The organism is Nocardia nova (assembly GCF_002933465.1).
Taxonomy (GTDB): Bacteria; Actinomycetota; Actinomycetes; order Mycobacteriales; family Mycobacteriaceae; genus Nocardia; species Nocardia nova_B.
On record NZ_PSZE01000004.1, the window covers coordinates 1 to 16,971 of the forward strand.

Below are 16,971 nucleotides of genomic sequence, written 5' to 3' on the forward strand. Positions count from 1 at the left end.
GTGGTGGCGCCGGAGCCGGTGCGGCGGGCGCGGGGGTGGCCGGCGGCGCGGCATTCGGATCGGGTGTCGGTGGACCTGCTGGCACCGAACTGCCGGGTCCGGGCGGTGCGGGTGTCTGCGTCGGGTCCGGCGATGTGGGAGCGGAAGAGGTCGGCGGCGCCGGGGTCGGCGCCGAGGGACTCGGTGCCGGGTCGCCGGGTGCGGGCGCGGTTTGCGCCTGCGAAGGCGCGGGTGCGGGTGCGGACGGCGACTGCGGCGCGGGTGTGCCGGGCGCAGTGGCCGAGTTCGGTGCCCGATCCGGCGTCGAGGGCTCCGACTCGGACGACGGTGGGGCGGTAGGGCTTCGGTGCGATTGCGGCCGGTCGCCGTCCGGGCGCGCGGGAGCGCTGGGGCGCGGTCCGCCGGGGTCGGCTTGTGCCGGGGGTTCGGGTAGAGCCGGGACCGCGGTGCCCGCGGCCGAGTACGCCGGTTTGTAGATCATGTTCATCGCCAGAATCGCCTCTTGACGCAGGAGCTCCTGGGCGATGCGCGCATCGATCACATGCGCGGCCTCCAGCACTCGGGCGATGGCGCCCACCGGTCCGGAATCGCCCGGCGGGGGTACCGCCAGTTTGACCGCTTCCGCCGCTCCGGCGACCGCCCCGAGCCGCGCACCGACCTCGCCGAAGATGGCGGCCAACTCGTCGACGGAGGCGGCGAAGCTGTGCGCACTCGCGGCGGCGGCTTCGGCGGCCGGGCCCTGCCAGCCGGCGTGATCCATGATTCGTTCGGCTTGTGAGCGGGTAGCCGGCATGGACCCGGTCAGCGTGGCGGCCGCCTCCAGCCAGATCAGCGAGGCCTGCAGAATCTCACCGGCCTCGATCGTCTCGGTTCCGGCGTGGATCTGCTCATGCGTCATCGACTCGAAATGCTCCATGGCGCTGATGTATTGGGGGTCGGTGCGCGAAGCGGCCGGCCCGTAACGGAATTCGGCGCTCATCGCGACAGTCCGGAGGAGATCGCCCGCAGCGCGGCCGCATGCGCGGAATCGGCCTCCTCGTAGAGCCCGGCGCTGGTCAGGAAGGCCTCTTTCATGCGGTAGGCGGCGGCGATGTACTGGTCGAGCAGTTCGGCCGCATCACGCGCCTTGCGGCCGAAGCCGGCCTGCAGCTGCTGCGCGGAGAAGAAGCCTCCGAAGCCGCTGAGCTGCGCCACCGAATCGAGGCGCTGCTGTAGTTCCCGAAGCCGGTCGGCCTGCTGCTGATAGATCTCCGCGCACCCACGCGCGGCCGCCGGATCGAAGGTGACGGTTCCCCCGCGCGCGGCCTGCAAGAAACGGGTGATATCGGCCTGGCTGGTCTCGATCGTCATGCGCACCCCTGAGATCGGTCGGTCCGATCAGCCTAATGGGGAACGCCCGGAGGCGGCAGCGGAGCATTACCACGTAGGGCTCCCCATTGGGCTGTAATCACACAGCCCGATGAGGGTGGCCGAGGCGGCTTCCCGGTGAGGCTGCGAGTCGACCCAGCTTACTGGTTCCGTCGATGTCCGGTCAGCCCGAGTTGCCCGAATCCGTGCACGCCACAGTCATCGCGGAATCCGTTTTTGCAGATGAGTGCCGATCTGCTGCCGGCTCGCGGGCACGATATGGACTTCGTCGCCCGCCTTGATGAGATAGCGCCCGTCGTCGGCGACGTCGATCCAGGTGTAGTACAGCGGTGCGGGTGGGGTGGCCCGGTCCAATCCGGTTTCGATGCGGATATGTCCCTCGGCGGTATGCGGTTTCAGGAGCAGGCGGCGTATGCGCGGCGCCGGCGGCGAGGTCGGCCGGGGGCAGTCGTCGTCGCGCACCGCTTCGCTCGGCGCCGAGCGTGCGGGTTCGCTTCCGGCCGGGCACTCGGGCAGCAGGGCGGCGATCCGGGCGCCCAGTTTGGCGGTGTGACCGATCGACAAGCGGATGGACCCGCCGAATCCGGGTGTGCGTCCGGGTTCTTGGATCGCGAGTACGGCGTGGTCGTAGATCGCCGCCGCCACCGCCCGGATTTCTGTTCCCGCGCTGTGAGCGCCCCCGATCGCGACCACGCGGGTGTGCGGCGCGGCCAGGATGCGCAGACATGCGGACAGGTCGGGGTCCGCAGCGAGCGGCAGCCGTGCCTCGAGGGTCTTGCGCAAGGTGGCCGCCTCGTCCTCGGTGCGGGGTGACTCGAGGATGCGCAGCGGGAAGGGATGGCGATCGAGGTCGGTCTCGCGCCAGATGTGCGCGAACTCGTCCGGTGTGAATGTCCAACTCACGCCGAATTACACCCTCCACCGATCGTCACGAGCCTCAACGTAGCGTAGCCGCGCGTTCGGCGGGCGGCCAGCCGATCTTGTTCGGAATTCGGTTAACACCGGCGAGCGCGGCCGGTATATCGAGACAACGCCGCGGTGACCGCCTGCGCATCGGGGCATGCCGGATACGTGATCACCGGTATTCCGAAACGTCAAAACTTCAGATATATCGTTACGAACTCTGCGAGCGACCGCTGGGCAGGCGCACGGTCCGCGATGACAGGAGACCTGGTGCACGAATCCGAAGCAAGCCTTGCCGAAGCCGCGGATGCGGGCGGGAAAGCGGCCGGGCTGCGTCGATTGCGCGATGCGGCGTTGCCGGTGCCGGATTGGCTGGTCGTCGAGCCGTCGCTGTTCGAGCACATGCCGACCGAGATCGTCGCGGCGGCAGCGGATTTCGTGACCGCGACCGACCTCGACGAGGCGCTGATCCGCGGCGCCCGGCTGCGCGCGAGCATCATGACCGCCACACCTCCGGATGCTCTCGTCGGCGCGATGGACGAGGTGTGGCGGCGGCTCGGCCGTGGGCCGGTGGCGGTCCGGTCGTCGGCCGCGGTGGAGGACGGATCCGCGTATTCGTTCGCCGGGCAGTTCGATTCGTTCCTGAACGTCTCCGGCGCCGAGGCGATCGCCTCGGTGGTGACGGCCTGCTGGGCCTCGGCGTTGTCGCCGCGGGTGATCACCTACTGTTTCGCGCACGGACTGGCGCTTCCGGACATGCCGGCGGTCATCGTGCAACGCCTGGTCGCGGCGGAGACCAGCGGTGTGCTGTTCACCTGCGATCCGAGCACCGGCGCTACGGACCGGATGCTGATCAGTGCGGTCTACGGACTGGGTGAAGGACTGGTCTCCGGTGCGGTGGACGCCGATACCTATGTCGTGGACAAGTTCTCGGGCACAGTGATCGATACGATCATGGGAGAGAAGGCGACTCGCTATTGTCCCGACGGCGATCAGGGCTGCATCGCGGTGGAGGTCGATCCCGCGCTGCGTTCGCAACCGGCGCTCACCCCCGATCAGGTGACCCGGCTGATCGAGGTCGGCCGTCGGATCGAGAGCGCGACCGGCGCCCCACAGGATGTCGAATGGTCCTTCGATGCAGAAGGCCGGCTCTGGGTGCTGCAGGCACGCCCGGTGACCACCGCGGTCGGAGATTCGTTGCGCGGTGCCGGGGAAGCGGTGCCGGACGGCGACCTGCGAATCTGGGACAACTCCAACATCATCGAGAGTTTCAGCGGCATCACCTCACCACTGACCTTCACCACCGCGGCCGATATCTACGGCCGGGTGTATCGCGGATACGCCGAATCCCTGGGCGTGCCGCGGGCTCAGGTAGCGCAGACCGACAGCTGGACTCCCGTGCTCCTCGGCTACTTCCACGGCCGCGTCTACTACAACCTGCTGCACTGGTATCGGATGGTTGGCATCGCGCCCGGCTATCCGCTCAACCGCCGTGTCCTCGAGGCCGCGCTCGGCGTGGCCGAACCACTGCCCGACGACGTCGCGAAGACGCTGCGCCCGTTCACTTTCGGCAATCCGGTGCGGCGAGTGCTGTGCCGGGCCCGCACCACCGCGATCTATCTGCGCCGCATCGCCGGTATCGACGCCATGATGCGGCGGTTCCTCGACGAGTTCTACCGCGTCTACGACGATTTCGAATCCCATGACGACAGCGCCGACACCGGCGACCGAGCCTACGCTCGCTATCGCGAACTCGATCGGGAGCTGGTGCATCGGTGGGGGCCGATGATGGTTCTGGACGCCATGCTGCTGACCCTCACCGGCCTGTTGTACGTGCTCACCCGGCTATTCCTGCCGAAGGCGCCGGAGTGGTTCCTCTACGCCGTCGCCGGGCCCGGCGCCGACGTCGAATCCGCCGAGCCGGCCCGCGCGATGTCCGCGCTCGCGGCCACCGTCCGCGAGCACGCCGAACTGCGCACACTGCTGGAAAGCACTGCACCGGAAGGTGTTTACCACGCACTGGTGACGGGGGGCCACGACGACTTCCGGGCGCGCGTCGACGACTACATCGACCGCTACGGCTATCGCAGCCTCGACGAACTGAAGCTCGAGACGCCGGATCTGCGGGAGGATCCGTCGGGCCTGTTCGTCATGGTGCTGGCCGCGCTGCCGGAACAGCAGGACCGCGCCGCCGACGACGCGCAACGATATCTCGATGCGCACCTGCGCGGTTGGCGCCGTGCGATCTATGAACGCCTGCGGCGCAAGGTGGCTCGTTGTGCGGGGCATCGGGAGAGTCTGCGCTTCTGCCGCACCCGCGCCTTCGGCATGGTCAAGCGAACAATCCGAATCATGGGACGAGACCTGGTGCGGCGCAATATCATCGACGAATTCTCCGATGTGTTCTATCTGACGCTGCCGCAACTGCGGAGCTGCTACGAGGGCGGCGAGACGGCCGGTCTGCGCGCGGTGGTCGCCGCCCGCAAACAGCAGCGCGCCGCCGACGCACGCCTGGTCGCGCCGGCCCGCTTCGACACCCTCGGCGGTGGTTTCGGTCCGGCCGAGCTCGCGGCGGTCGGCTGGGTGCCGATCACCGACACTCCGGCGGCGACCGCGGGTGCGGTCTTCACCGGGACGCCGTCGGGCGGCGGTATCGGGACGGGACCGGCGGTGGTGGTCGACGAACCGCGCGATGTGGCGGGCGGTGTGCTCGTCACCTATCGAACCGACCCGGGCTGGGTGGCGGTGTTGCCGTCGGCGACCGCACTGGTCGTCGAGCGCGGCAGCCCGCTCACTCATGTCGCCATCGTCGCGCGCGAACTCGGTGTGCCGACGGTGGTGCAGATTCCGGGCGTCACCAGATCCGTTCGTACCGGTATGCCGTTGCGGGTCGACGGCAGCAGCGGAACCGTCACCGTGCTCGACCAAGGGGAGGCAAGCGATGCCCAGTGAACTGCCGACGACCAGCGACGACCAGGAATTGGTGCGCGGCTGGCTGGTGAATCCCGCCACCGCCACCGGCATCCACCTCGCCGACGAAGCGGACGGCTGGCAGTTCCGCAGCTACGCGGAGCTCGCCGAGCTGACCTGGTCGGTCGCGGGCCGGCTGCGCGAACGGGGGCTCGCGGGCGATGACGAGGCCGGTGTCTGCGTCGTCATGCCGACCGGATTCCCCTGTGTCGCCGCGTTTTACGCCGTCTGGGCCTGCGGCGGGGTGTTCACGCCCATCGCGCCGCCGATGTTCGCCGATGTGGAGCAGTACATCGCGCATGTCGCGGCGATACTCGACCAAGCCGCGCCCCGCGTGGTCGTCACCTCGGTGGAGCTGGAAGCACTGGTCCGGCAGGCGATGACCGCGGCCGGGCGCGCCGACGAACCGGTCGTCGTGGCCGAAACCGGGACGCCCGCCGAACGAACGCTCGCGCCCGTGGTCGAGACGGCACTGCTGCAATTCACCTCCGGGTCGACCGGAACCCCGCGCGGCGTGCGCGTGTCGTGGCACAACCTGGCCAACAACATCCGGATGATCAGCCGGCTGATCGACTGGCGGCCAGGCGAGGCGATGGTCTCGTGGCTGCCGCTCTACCACGATATGGGCCTCGTCGGCGCATTCCTCACCACGGTCGCCAATCAGGGGGACCTGTATCTGATGCGGCCCGATCAGTTCGTGCGCGACCCCGCGCGCTGGCTGCGGGCGATGGCGCACGCCCAGCATTCGCCGTCGCCGTCGTTCGCCCTCGGCTATGTCGCACACCGCGTTTCCCCGGACGACATCGCCGATCTGGACCTGTCCGGATGGCGAACCCTGGCGGTCGGTTCCGAGCCGGTCGAAGTCGAGGATCTGCGGTCGTTCGCCGAACTCACCGGCGCGCGCGGCTTTTCCGCTCGGGCCTACACCCTCGCCTACGGCCTGGCCGAGGCCACCCTGATGGTCACCTCCTCGGCGCGCGACCGGCCGCTGACGGCACTGCGGGTCGATACCGCGACCCTGCGGCCCGGTGAGCGGGTGCGAGTCGACGCGGAGGTCGCACTCGCCGACGATCGGTGGGTGAGCGGCCCGGGCTGGATCACCGGACTCGGCTTCTCCACTCCCGAATCCACCGTCGTGGTGGTGGGCGAGGACGGCCGCGAACTGCCAGACGGAGTGCTCGGGGAGATGGTGGTGATCGGCGATTCGGTCGCGCTCGGTTATACCGACGGCGCCGGCGGCGCAACGCGCATCACCGACGGCCGGCTCTATACCGGCGACGCCGGATTCCGTTATCACGACGAGGTTTTCGTGCTGGGCCGGATGGGCACGAGTCTGAAGGTACGGGGACGTTCGGTGTTCATGGAGGACATCGAATCGCGGGTGGCCCGCGAAACCGGTATCACCAAGGGCAAACTCGCGGCGGTCTCGCTGTCCGGTGGCGCCGCACCCGGCATCGTGCTGTTCGCCGAAACCGCGCCGGGGGAGTGGATTGCCCGAGCCCGGACCGTGGTGCGTGGCGAACTGGGTCCCGCGGGCACCGTGGGCGTCGTCACCGGACCGCGCGGCTTCATCCGCCGCACCTCGAGCGGCAAACCGCGCCGCCGCCACATGTGGCAGCTGTATACCGAGGGGCGTTTGGCGGGCGCCACCGACCATCGCGCCACCGACCATCGCGCCACCGACACCGCCGCGACCAGCCTGTCCACCGAGCCGGCGCTGCCGCTCGATCGTGCCGAGCGGCTGCTGGCCGCCGCACTGGAAACGGTCTCGATCCCGCCGGATTCCGCCGCCCTGTTCGAGGGGTCGCTGGCGGAGGGATTCGGCAACGATGGTTCCGATATCGACTTTCTGATCGTGGCACCCGGTGCCGAGGAGATGCCGACGCTTCCGACCGTGGTGTTCGCCGACGGCCGCCGCATCGAGATCCGCACTCGATCCGAGGCGCAACTGCGGGCGCAACTCGCGCGGGTGGCCGGTGCGGACGGCGCCGGCTACCTCGACGAGGACGTGCTGAACCGCTGTCAGCGGTTCCGGAACGCGACGGTGGTGCGGTCGAGCGCGGCCGTGGATCTGGACGGGCTGTCGGCGCTGCTGCCCGCCGGCGCCTTCGCGGCGACCGTATCCGCCTGGTGGGCGCGGCGCAGTCGGCACGCGTTGTGGTTCGCGGTCGCGTTGCAGGCCATGGGCGCCGGCGCGGAAGCCGACGGGTGGGCCCGCGACGGCCTTCTCCAAGCCGTCAAGTCGTGGAGCGCGACGCGCGGGGAGACCTATATCGAGACGAAATGGCTTCCGCGACAGCTCGATCGAATCGCGTCGGCCGATCCGGGCGCCGCGGAGCTGATCGACGCCTACCGTGCTCTTCCCGACACCGCGACGCTCGACGAGCTGCTCGCACTGGCTCGGCGATTCGGCATCGCGGATGTCGCCGGTGATCTCGACCGGATTCTGCTGGCCCGGATCGACGGCGTGACCACCTGGCCCATCGGGAGCCGGATCCATGTCCTGCGCGAGGACAAGGATGTCTTCGCACTCTCGGCTCGCGGTGCCGCCGCCTGGCGTGCCGTCGTCGCCCGCAAGTCGGTCGCCGACATACTGCGCCGGTCGCCGATCGGTACCGAACTCGCCGAGTTCGTCCGCCTCGGTTTCATCGGACTGTCCCTGCGCGGCGGCGAGACACTGCGTCCCGCGCTCGCCATGTGCAAACCGCTGCGCCCCGTCACGCCGATTCCGTCCACGCGGATGCCCGCGCTCGGGCTCGCCGGTGGCGGCGCGGACCGCGATATCGCGACCCTGTCACCGCTGCCGGCTCAGCGTTTCGTCGCCTGTGCGATGGAGGTGGTTTGGTCGAACGTGGTGCTGGAGAACGCCCGCGAGGATCTGATGGGCGCGGTCAAGGCCGGCCAGGGCGCGGTTGCCGATATCGCGGCGCATCGCGCCATCGCCATGTGTGTGCGAATGATGCTGTCCACCTACGGTATTCACCCGCTGCCCGCGGACGTCGCGCCCGGTCCGACGCTGACCGCGCTGGTACCGGAGGTGGGATCGCTGCGGGAGCTGGTCGACCGCGCGTCGGCACTGCGCTTCTCCGCGGTCCTCGCAGCGGGTGCGAGCGGCCTGGACGAGCTGGCCGTGCTGGACGAACTCGCGGCGGCCGTGCGAGAGATCGCGGGCGGCACGCAGTTCCCGGCGTCGTTCGATTCGCGGGAGCAATGGCGGCGCACCCTCGACATCAGCTACGACTGGCTGCGCCCGGCCGCCTATCTCGACACCGAACTGCCCCTCGACGAGGCCCGCGACCTGCTCGGCTCGGGCGGGCGGCAACCCCACCAGCACGACGGAGGACAGTGATGACGAATGTGGACAGCCCAGTGGCGGAACGGGTTCGCCAACTCGTCGTCGCGATGGCGCCGGCGCCGCCCGCCGAACCGGGTGACCGGTTGCGGCTGATCGAGGACCTCGGCTTCGACTCGCTTCGCTTGATGGAGCTGACAATGGTCCTCGAACAGGCCTTCGGCCTACCGCGCTACCGCCCCGAACAGCTGGCCGGCGTGCGCCGCATCGGGGACGTGGTGACCCTGATCGAGGGAGTGGGACCGTGACCGGGCGCGACGCCGTACTGGTGACCGGCGCGGGCGGCTTGGTCGGTGCCGAGGTGGTGGCCCGTCTCGGGGCAGCGGGCCGGCCCGTCGTCGGTGTACTGCACAGCAACTCGCGGATCGTCGGCAACGACGGTTCCCAGCTCGACGGCATCGAGACGGTGCGCGGCGATATCCGGCGGCTGGGTTTCGGCCTGTCCCGGCACGACGCCGCCGAACTCGGTTCCCGCATCGGCTTGATCGTGCATGCCGCGGCGACCACCGCTTTCGATGCCACCACCGGGGACTACGAGGAACTGAACGTGCGCGGCACCGCGCACGCGATCGAGCTGGCGTTGCGCTGGGACGTGCCGCTGGTGTACGTGAGCACCGCCTACGTCTGCGGGATGCGGACGGGTGTCGTCGCCGAGGCGGAACTCGACGTCGGGCAAGCCTTCGGAAACGGCTACGAGGACAGTAAGTTCCGCGCCGAACGCCAGGTGCGCTGTACACCGGGACTGCGCTGGGCGGTCGTGCGCCCCGGCGTTGTGACCGGTGCCGCCGGCACCGGCGTGATCCGTGACTACAAGAACCTCTACACCGTGGTGAAGTTGATCGTCGAGGGCAAACTGCGCTCGCTGCCCGGCCGCTACGACGCCACGATCGCACCCGCGCCGGTCGACTTCGTCGCCGATGTGATCACCGCCGCCGCCATCGACTTCGAATCCACTGTGGGACAGACCTTTCACGCTGTCGGCGCCGATGCGCTGTCGCTGCGCGATATTTCGGACGTTCTCGCCGAATACCCGTCCTTCCACGTCGCGACCTTCGTTCCCCAAGCCTCGTTCGCGGTGGACGACCTGGAACCGCTGGAACGCGAATACTTCCAGCGCATCGGCGCTCTCTATACGAGCTACTTCGCCCGACGCCCGCTGTTCGACACCACCGCGACACGCGCTCTGCTCGGACGGGATTGTCCCGCGACCGGCAAGCCGTATCTGCGACTGCTCCTGGATCACTGCCTGGAGAGCGGCTACCTCGGCGATCCGCTGCCGTCGGTAGCGGAGGTGCTGGCGCGCTTCGCCTCGGGCGCGAAGGCGGGAGGCAGCCGATGAATCTGACGCAACTGCTGGCGGCGTCCACACCGCTGCCGGACAAGGCGGCCGCCTATGCCGAGGACACCTACGTTCAGGAGACCGTCGACCAACTCGGTGCGGCCGGACTCGACGTGGTCGAATTCTCCCGCCGATACTCACTGCTGTTGCTGAAACCGGATGCGATCGTGGCCCGGTCGGTCGAACCGACCCTGCAGTGGCTGCAGGACAACGATTTCCGTGTCGTGGCCGCCCGCATCTGCGCCGTCGACCGGCATCTGGTGCGTGCGCTGTGGTATTTCGCGTGGAATATCGCCTCGCCGGAGCGGCGGCGGCTGGCCGATCTGCTGACCGAGATTTCCGATGCGCTGGTCCTCGTCGTCTCCGGCGAACCCACAGGGCTGCCGACCTCGGTGCGGCTCACGGCGGCCAAGGGACCGACCGATCCGGGCAAGCGCCGGCCGGGCGAATTACGTTATGTTCTCGGCAGATACAGCTATCTGCTGAATCTGGTGCATTCACCGGACGATCCGGCCGATGTGCTGCGGGAGTTCGCGATCTACTTCGACACCGACACCCGGGCACGGGTGCTGCGGGAGATCGGGACCGGGGAGGACCGCGGTGTCGAAGCCGCCGCCTGCGGCGCGCGGCTGTACTCCCGCACTCCCGCAAGGGTTTTCGACCGTTCCGCCGCGATCGCGCGTCTGATCGCCGACCTCGGCGAGGTTCCGGCGGACTTCGATCCCGATCGGGACGAGGACTGTGCGCTGCTGTTGCGGCGCGCGTGGGCCACGGGCCGTGCGATCGATCCGTGGTCGGCCATCGTCCTCGGCTCCCAGGTACTTCCCATGCGCAACGGCGGGCGGCGCCAGATCCTGCCCCCGGTATCCGCACACGACTGGTTGGAGGCACGACCATGACGATCGACACCGCGACCATCCCGACCGCGAGCCATGTGCACACCATCTCCCGCCATCTCGCCCACCGCTGCGCGGTATCGGAGGTCTTCGTCACCTCCCTGCACGCCACGCGGTCCGACGAATTCGTGGTCGGCGCCCAGCTGCCCCGCATGCACGCCTTCTACGGCGACCACCTGGCACCGTGGGAGGGCACCTACGACCCCATGCTGGTGATGGAGGCGGCCCGCCAGGCCGCGATCGCGCTCACGCACGAATACTTCGGGGTACCACAGGATTTCGGTTTCGTCGTGCGCACCTTCAACGGTGCGGTGGCCGAGAGCGACGACTGGGCGATCGGGGCCGCGCCCGCGGATCTGGTGATGTCGGTGCAGATTTCGCGCCGCCATCGTCGCGGCGAGGTGCTGCAGGGGGTGGATATGGTGCTCGACATCGAATGCGGCGGGGTGCCGCTGATGATCGTGGACGGATCCTTCACCTGGGTGTCGCCGTCGCGGTGGGAGGGGCTGCGCAGTGGGTTGCGCACCGGACTGGGCCTCGGCGACATCGGCGCCGCGCTACCGCCCGGGCAGTCGGCGGCGGCGGTCGACGTGGGCCGGGCCAACGGGCGCAATGTGGTGATCGGCCCGATGCGGCGGGTCGGCGCGGCCGCGGTCGCCGAGCTGGTGATCGACACCGGGCATCCGATCCTGTTCGACCATCCGGTGGATCACGTGCCCGGCAGTGTACTGCTCGAGGCGGCACGTCAGACGGCCACCGCGATGTCGGTGTCGGAGCCGAGCCGGCTGATCGGGGTCTCCAGTTCCTTCGAGCAATTCGTGGAACTGGACCACCGCGCCGAATGTGTGGTGCGCCCCTCGGATTCCGTTCCGGGACAGATCGATTGCGAAATCCACCAATGCGGTGGGGTGGCCGCGCGCATCGGCCTGCGCTACGACACCGACGAGGCGGAATGCTGAGCGGTTCCGCCGGCCGGTCGGAGCAGGCAGCCCCCGCGAATCGGAATCGAGCGTCCGGATCGGCCCCCGCGCGGATCGCACGGTTCACCGTCGCGCGTTACGAAACGCATCATCTGCTCTACGCGGTCCTGTTCGTCGCCGCTGTGGAGGGCACCGCCGCGGTGGTGTCACATCCGGATGCCGCATGGCGCCCAGGATGGGCGACGGCGGTGCGCGTCGCCGTCGTCGCGGTACTGCTGTTGTATCTGCGCATGGTCGACGAGATCAAGGACCTCGACTACGACCGCGTGCACAATCCGGATCGGCCGCTGGTCACGGGTGCGGTGGGTGTCGGCGAACTGTGGGCCGCGATCGGGGTGATCGCGGTGGCGCTGACCGTGGTGTCGGCGCTGCTGTCGTGGTGGTCCGCGGCCCTCGTCGTCGCCGCGATGGCGTACGGCCTCGCGCTGTGGGGGCTGGAGAGCGTGTCGGCGCGGGTACGCGGCGACCTGCTGCTGAACCTGGCCGTGACCTACCCGGTGCAGTTGTGGATCATCGCCTACCTCGTCGGTTCGGCGATCGACACCGGTCAGGTCGAATCCGGCTGGCGGACAGCCTGGGTCGCACCGATCTTCGCGGGCGCCTTCCTGCACTTCGAATTCGCGCGCAAGACGGCGGCCGAGGTCAGGCCGGGGCAGTGGTACTACTCGAATGTGCTGGGAGTGCGGGGGAGCGTCGTCGCGACCGTGGGTTTCGCGGCCCTCGCCGTCGGTACCGATGTGGTGCTGAGCCGACCGTGGGACCATCCGCTGCCGTGGGCACTGCTGCTGTGGATACCGGTGGGACTGTTGCTACTTCCGGCCCTCGTGGCAGGCTCGTTCCTGACCCGCGCCTCGGTCCAGCCGTCGCCACCCGCGCCTGCCCGAGCCGGGCCGGCGTCGCCCGGTGAATCCGGAGGCGAGTCGGATACGACCACCCGCGCGTATCCCGTAATCCCGGCTGTGGTATTCGTACTGGTGTTGTATCTGATTCTCATCGCCACGGCCGCGGCCTGGCGATAGGTTCCCCCATGGCGGGCGGGGGCTCACGGCCCAGGGGCATCGGAAGGCCACTGAAAGGGCAGTGACCGGGCCGCCGCGAGCGCGCACGCTTGGAAGTAGCACCCGGCGCCGCAGGATTGCCCCCTTCGCATCGTGCGGCACACCGGATCCGGCGCGGTTTGCCCTTGCCGCGTCGGGCTCGCGGTCCGGTGTCTCGTTCGTGGCGTCGGGTGCAACCACGACCCCTCCGGAGGTATCCGATGTCCGCCGCCCCGCAGCCGTACGGCCGCGCCGCGCGGACCGGCCCGGGTGGGCTGCGCGGCCGGTGCGCCGCCGCGGTGGACCGGGGCGCCGTGGGGACGGGCGCCCCGGGCACGGCGGCCGAACTTCACCCCGAGATACCCGACGGGCACGAACTACTCGCCGCCTGCTGCGGCCATATCGGCGACCAGGCCGGCGACCATCCGGTCACCCGGGCCGCCCGCCAACTGGCCGAACTCCACCTCGCCCGCCGTCGCTTCCCGGTGCGGGTCGCGGAGATCGACTGCCGCAGAAGGGAAATCGTCGTCCACATCGACCGCTGGGTCAGCGACCGCACCACCGCCCCGGCGCATGCGCGGTCCCTCGGCGCGGCCGTCGACGGACTCGCCGCCGCGCAGGTGCGCGCCACGATCCTGCTGCGGGACGCCGAGACGGTCGACGACGAACGAATCAGGGCCGCATGGTTTCTGGCAGGCTCCCTGGCCAACTGGTGGGGAGAACTGGTCGAGCAGCATTTCGGCAGCGCCCGCCCGTACCCGCGCCGGCGTCCTCGCGGTCCGCGATAGCGCAGGCGGCCCTCATACCGGTCGCGCCTCGATCACGGATTCCGGTGACACCGTCGCCGTGATGCGGGTCAGCGCGAAACCACAGCGCGCGAGCAGATCGCGGTAGTTATCGGCGGTGCGCTCGCGGCCGCCGCTGTTGATCAACATCTCCAGGTCGGTGTACTTGCCCGGATGCGGCCGATTGTCTCGCGGCAGAACGATTTCCACGATGATCAGCCGGGCGTGCGGAGCCATCGCGGCGCGCACGGTCCGCAGGATCTGTTCGGCGCGCGCATCCGGCCAATCGTGAATCACGTGTTTGAGTAGATACGCCTCCGCGCCTGCGGGAACGGATTCGAAGAAGGACCCCGGCGCCACCTCGGCTCGCCCGCCGAATCCGGCGGCCGCGAACCGCTCCGCCGCACCGTCGACCACATCGGGCAGGTCGAACAGGATGCCCCGGGTGTCGGGTGCGCGCGAGAGGATCTCGGAGACCATCGCGCCGCGCCCGCCGCCGACGTCCACGATCGTCGCAAAGCGCCCGAAATCGTATGCGGCGAACAAGGACTCCGTGGTGAGCGATCCGATGCTGGTCATCGCGCGGTCGAACAGATCACCGAATCGACGGTCGGTGCGGATGTATTCGAAGAAGGGCGCCCCGTCCAGCTGCGGTCCTACCGGCTCGCCCGTCCGTACCGCATCGACCACATGTGTCCAATGCGCCCGGTGCGTCGCCGAGCCGAAGAACAGTGCCGCATCACGCAGCGATTCTGGGGAGTCGCTGCACAGCGCACGGGCGGGCGCGGTGAGCCCATACCGTCCGTCGCGTCGCTGCGCGAAGATTCCATGACTGATGAGCAGCCGCAACAGCCGGCGCAGCGCGTCCTCGTCCGCGCCCACTCGCCGCGCCAGCTCGGCACCGGTGAGCGGTCCCCGCGCCAGCTCATCGGCGATCCCCAGCGCAGCCGCCGCATGAATCGCCTGCGCCAGCCACCCCGCCGCCAGCAACTCCATCAACGACAGCGGCGCCGGCGCCAACCGTCGATAGGCTTCGCCCAGCGCGTAGCGAACGGTCTCGACGGCCCGCACCACCGGCAGCGGCGGCAGTTTCGGTAACCCGAATACCATGCACAACTCCTCCGATATGCGGACAGGGTCGCGCTCCGCAGCCTACGGCGTAAACCCGAAACGCGGCCACCGTAACGCGGGACTGCGGAAACTGCCCGTCGCGGGAGGGAGTGATCGCCGACATCGCAGCCTGGGTGACGGCGGTCGCGATCGCGGAGCCGGGGGCAGAGGCGGCCGGCGGGGGATCGTAAGGGCGCGGCCGCGAGTCGGCAGGGGTGGCGCAGCATCGCCACGACGAGGTCCTCCTTCCCGGCCGAGGAGCACGGGGTGGACATACCCTGCGGTGGCCACGGGCGGCGACGGGATCAGTAACCGGCCGCCGGATCGATTCGAGCGATGAGCTCACGCCCTTGCGCGAAGCGGCGGACGTTCTCGGCGACGTGTTCGGCGAACGCGGCGGTTCGCAGCTGCGGCGGGTTGGAGTCGTGCGGGGTGATGATCACATTCGGGAGATCCCATAGCGGATGGCCATCGGGGAGCGGTTCGGGATCGGTGACGTCCAGGCCCGCGCCGCCGATGGCGCCCTCCCGCAAGGCGGCGACCAGAGCTTCGGTGTCGATCAGCGAGCCGCGGGCGACATTGACCACCCACGAATGCGGTTTCAGTTGGGCCAGTTCGTCGTTGCCGATCAGGTGCCGGGTGCCGTCGGTCGCGGGCGCGGCGACGACCACGTGATCGGCGCGAGCCCACACCTCCGAAAGCCGTTCCGCCGGAACCGTGTCCGCCACGTTGGAGGCCTCGATCGGCCGGCCGGAGCGGTTGACGGCGATCACCCGGGCCCCGAACGGCTCCAGCATGGCGATGACCTCGCGGCCGATACCGCCCGCGCCGACCACCGCGACAGTCGCCCCGCGCAAGGTCCCGATATGGGGAAAGAACTCGCCCTGCCGCCAGCTGTGGGCGCGGATATGTTCCGGCAGATACCGCACACCGGCGAGCAGCAGCGCCATCGTGCCCTCGGCAACACTTTTCGCGAAAGCGCCTGCGGCCGAGGTGAACACCACATTCGGACGGCGTTCGAAGATGCCGGCGGCGAAGAACTCCTCGACCCCGGCGGAGTACAGCTGTACCCATTCGATCGATTCGGGCAGGTCGGGGAATCCGTTCGGACCGCCGTCCCACACCAGCGCCCTGGCCTCACCCAGCTCCGCGAGTTCCGCTCCCGCGCCGGTGATCGCCTGTGCCACACGGTCATCGGTGATCGGTGCCAGTGCGATGCGGGGTGCGCCGGTCATGCTTCGTGTGCTCCTTCGTCGTCGTCGAGATCCACCTCGACCCGGTCGCGGTCCGCCCACTCCAGCAGCGTATTCAGGTCGAAGACCGCGTCGTCGATACCCGCGTGCAGGTCGCCGAGTTCGGCGTAGCGGGCGGGGACGGTGTTGATCGTGAAGTCGTTCGGTTCGATATCGGGAATCTCGTTCCACCTCACCGGGGTCGAGACGGTCGCGGCCGCATTCCCGCGTACCGAGTAGGCGGCGGCGATCGTGTGATCGCGGGCGTTCTGGTTGTAGTCGACGAACAGCAGTGCCGGATCACGGTCGCGGCGCCACCACGTCGTGGTCACATCATCGGGGGCGCGGCGCTCCACCTCCTGCGCGAAGGCCAGCGCGGCGCGGCGCACCTGCTGGAAGCCGTGCTCGGGGGCGATGCGCACATAGATGTGCACACCGTGTCCGCCGGAGGTCTTGGGCCAGCCGACCGCGCCCAGCTCGTCGAGGACCTCGTGCGCGACCTCCGCGACGCGCTGCACTCGCGACCACGGGCAATCCGGCATCGGATCGAGATCGATGCGCCATTCGTCCGGCTTCTCGGTGTCGAAGCGGCGCGAGTTCCACGGATGGAACTCCACCGTCGACATCTGCACCGCCCAGATCACGTCCGCCAGTTCCCGCACGCACAGTTCGTCCGCATACCGGTTGTAGCGCGGAAAGTGCACGCGCACGGTCGGAATCCAGTCCGGCGCTCCCGCCGGGAGCCGCTTTTGATGTACCTTCCCGCCCGGCAGTCCCTTCGGGAAGCGGTGCAGCATGCACGGCCGGTCCCGCAGGGCGTTGACGATCCCGTCGCCGACGCTCAGGTAGTACTGCACCAGATCGAGTTTGGTCGCCCCGAGTTCCGGAAAGTACACCCGATCGGGATTCGACACCCGCACCGTATGCTCGCCGACCGTCAACTCCACCGCCGGCGTCGACTTACTGGTCACCGGATCGACGATAGTGGGTGATCGATCG

14 protein-coding genes are annotated in these 16,971 nt (G+C 69.2%); 8 read left to right on the top strand and 6 right to left on the bottom strand.

The window, feature by feature from the left end; all coding sequences use genetic code 11:
- The 3 genes from C5E41_RS35695 to C5E41_RS06110 form a co-directional block, all read right to left on the bottom strand.
- On the bottom strand, positions 1–979 hold a 979-nt coding region (locus tag C5E41_RS35695), incomplete at its 3' end, for a hypothetical protein (protein ID WP_104374875.1).
- Positions 976–1,350: a hypothetical protein gene (locus C5E41_RS06105; protein WP_036508059.1), complete on the bottom strand. Its 375-nt coding sequence runs from the start codon at positions 1,348–1,350 to the stop codon at positions 976–978. The genes C5E41_RS35695 and C5E41_RS06105, both read right to left, overlap by 4 nt.
- Positions 1,351–1,566: 216 nt before the next feature.
- Positions 1,567–2,271 (bottom strand): ESX secretion-associated protein EspG, encoded by a 705-nt coding sequence (locus tag C5E41_RS06110; RefSeq protein ID WP_104374876.1) that lies wholly within the window; start codon positions 2,269–2,271, stop codon positions 1,567–1,569.
- 270 nt (positions 2,272–2,541) lie between these two features.
- Here C5E41_RS06110 and C5E41_RS06115 point away from each other — a divergent pair, with 270 nt between their 5' ends.
- The 8 genes from C5E41_RS06115 (at position 2,542) to C5E41_RS06150 (ending at position 13,633) form a co-directional block, all read left to right on the top strand.
- Positions 2,542–5,223: a phosphoenolpyruvate synthase gene (locus tag C5E41_RS06115; RefSeq protein ID WP_258080786.1), complete on the top strand. Its 2,682-nt coding sequence runs from the start codon at positions 2,542–2,544 to the stop codon at positions 5,221–5,223.
- On the top strand, positions 5,213–8,590 hold the full coding sequence (locus C5E41_RS06120) for an AMP-binding protein (RefSeq protein ID WP_104374878.1): 3,378 nt from the start codon (positions 5,213–5,215) through the stop codon (positions 8,588–8,590). The genes C5E41_RS06115 and C5E41_RS06120 overlap by 11 nt, the downstream gene beginning before the upstream one ends.
- A complete protein-coding gene (locus C5E41_RS06125) occupies positions 8,590–8,841 on the top strand; it encodes an acyl carrier protein (RefSeq protein WP_104374879.1) in 252 nt (83 codons plus the stop codon). Before C5E41_RS06120 ends, C5E41_RS06125 begins: the two co-directional genes overlap by 1 nt.
- Positions 8,838–9,932, top strand: a complete 1,095-nt coding sequence (locus tag C5E41_RS06130) for an SDR family oxidoreductase (RefSeq protein WP_104374880.1) — start codon at positions 8,838–8,840, stop codon at positions 9,930–9,932. Before C5E41_RS06125 ends, C5E41_RS06130 begins: the two co-directional genes overlap by 4 nt.
- Positions 9,929–10,831: a nucleoside-diphosphate kinase gene (locus C5E41_RS06135; RefSeq protein WP_104374881.1), complete on the top strand. Its 903-nt coding sequence runs from the start codon at positions 9,929–9,931 to the stop codon at positions 10,829–10,831. The genes C5E41_RS06130 and C5E41_RS06135 overlap by 4 nt, the downstream gene beginning before the upstream one ends.
- Positions 10,828–11,787 carry a ScbA/BarX family gamma-butyrolactone biosynthesis protein gene (locus tag C5E41_RS06140; RefSeq protein WP_104374882.1) on the top strand — a complete coding sequence of 320 codons (960 nt, stop codon included), beginning with the start codon at positions 10,828–10,830 and terminating at the stop codon, positions 11,785–11,787. Before C5E41_RS06135 ends, C5E41_RS06140 begins: the two co-directional genes overlap by 4 nt.
- The gene (locus C5E41_RS06145; protein WP_104374883.1) at positions 11,781–12,827 is read left to right on the top strand and encodes a hypothetical protein; all 1,047 of its coding nucleotides are present in this window, start codon (positions 11,781–11,783) and stop codon (positions 12,825–12,827) included. Before C5E41_RS06140 ends, C5E41_RS06145 begins: the two co-directional genes overlap by 7 nt.
- Positions 12,828–13,066: 239 nt before the next feature.
- The gene (locus tag C5E41_RS06150) at positions 13,067–13,633 is read left to right on the top strand and encodes a DUF4254 domain-containing protein (RefSeq protein WP_104374884.1); all 567 of its coding nucleotides are present in this window, start codon (positions 13,067–13,069) and stop codon (positions 13,631–13,633) included.
- Positions 13,634–13,645: 12 nt separating this feature from the next.
- Here C5E41_RS06150 and C5E41_RS06155 read toward each other — a convergent pair whose 3' ends face one another.
- The 3 genes from C5E41_RS06155 to ligD form a co-directional block, all read right to left on the bottom strand.
- Positions 13,646–14,740: a methyltransferase gene (locus C5E41_RS06155; protein WP_181063122.1), complete on the bottom strand. Its 1,095-nt coding sequence runs from the start codon at positions 14,738–14,740 to the stop codon at positions 13,646–13,648.
- Between the two features lie 305 nt (positions 14,741–15,045).
- Entirely contained in the window at positions 15,046–15,975 is a 930-nt protein-coding gene (locus C5E41_RS06160; RefSeq protein WP_104374885.1) for a D-isomer specific 2-hydroxyacid dehydrogenase family protein, read from the bottom strand.
- Positions 15,972–16,943 carry a non-homologous end-joining DNA ligase gene (gene ligD, locus C5E41_RS06165; protein WP_104374886.1) on the bottom strand — a complete coding sequence of 324 codons (972 nt, stop codon included), beginning with the start codon at positions 16,941–16,943 and terminating at the stop codon, positions 15,972–15,974. Before ligD ends, C5E41_RS06160 begins: the two co-directional genes overlap by 4 nt.
- Positions 16,944–16,971: the final 28 nt, after the last annotated feature.

Bases quoted from the DNA above. Each gene is read 5' to 3' on its own strand.
- C5E41_RS06120 (WP_104374878.1), top strand. From the start codon at position 5,213: ATGCCCAGTGAACTGCCGACGACCAGCGACGACCAGGAATTGGTGCGC.
- C5E41_RS06145 (WP_104374883.1), top strand. From the start codon at position 11,781: ATGCTGAGCGGTTCCGCCGGCCGGTCGGAGCAGGCAGCCCCCGCGAAT.
- C5E41_RS06150 (WP_104374884.1), top strand. From the start codon at position 13,067: ATGTCCGCCGCCCCGCAGCCGTACGGCCGCGCCGCGCGGACCGGCCCG.
- C5E41_RS06135 (WP_104374881.1), top strand. From the start codon at position 9,929: ATGAATCTGACGCAACTGCTGGCGGCGTCCACACCGCTGCCGGACAAG.
- C5E41_RS06155 (WP_181063122.1), bottom strand. From the start codon at position 14,740: ATGGTATTCGGGTTACCGAAACTGCCGCCGCTGCCGGTGGTGCGGGCC.
- C5E41_RS06140 (WP_104374882.1), top strand. From the start codon at position 10,828: ATGACGATCGACACCGCGACCATCCCGACCGCGAGCCATGTGCACACC.
- C5E41_RS06105 (WP_036508059.1), bottom strand. From the start codon at position 1,350: ATGACGATCGAGACCAGCCAGGCCGATATCACCCGTTTCTTGCAGGCC.
- C5E41_RS06160 (WP_104374885.1), bottom strand. From the start codon at position 15,975: ATGACCGGCGCACCCCGCATCGCACTGGCACCGATCACCGATGACCGT.
- C5E41_RS06125 (WP_104374879.1), top strand. From the start codon at position 8,590: ATGACGAATGTGGACAGCCCAGTGGCGGAACGGGTTCGCCAACTCGTC.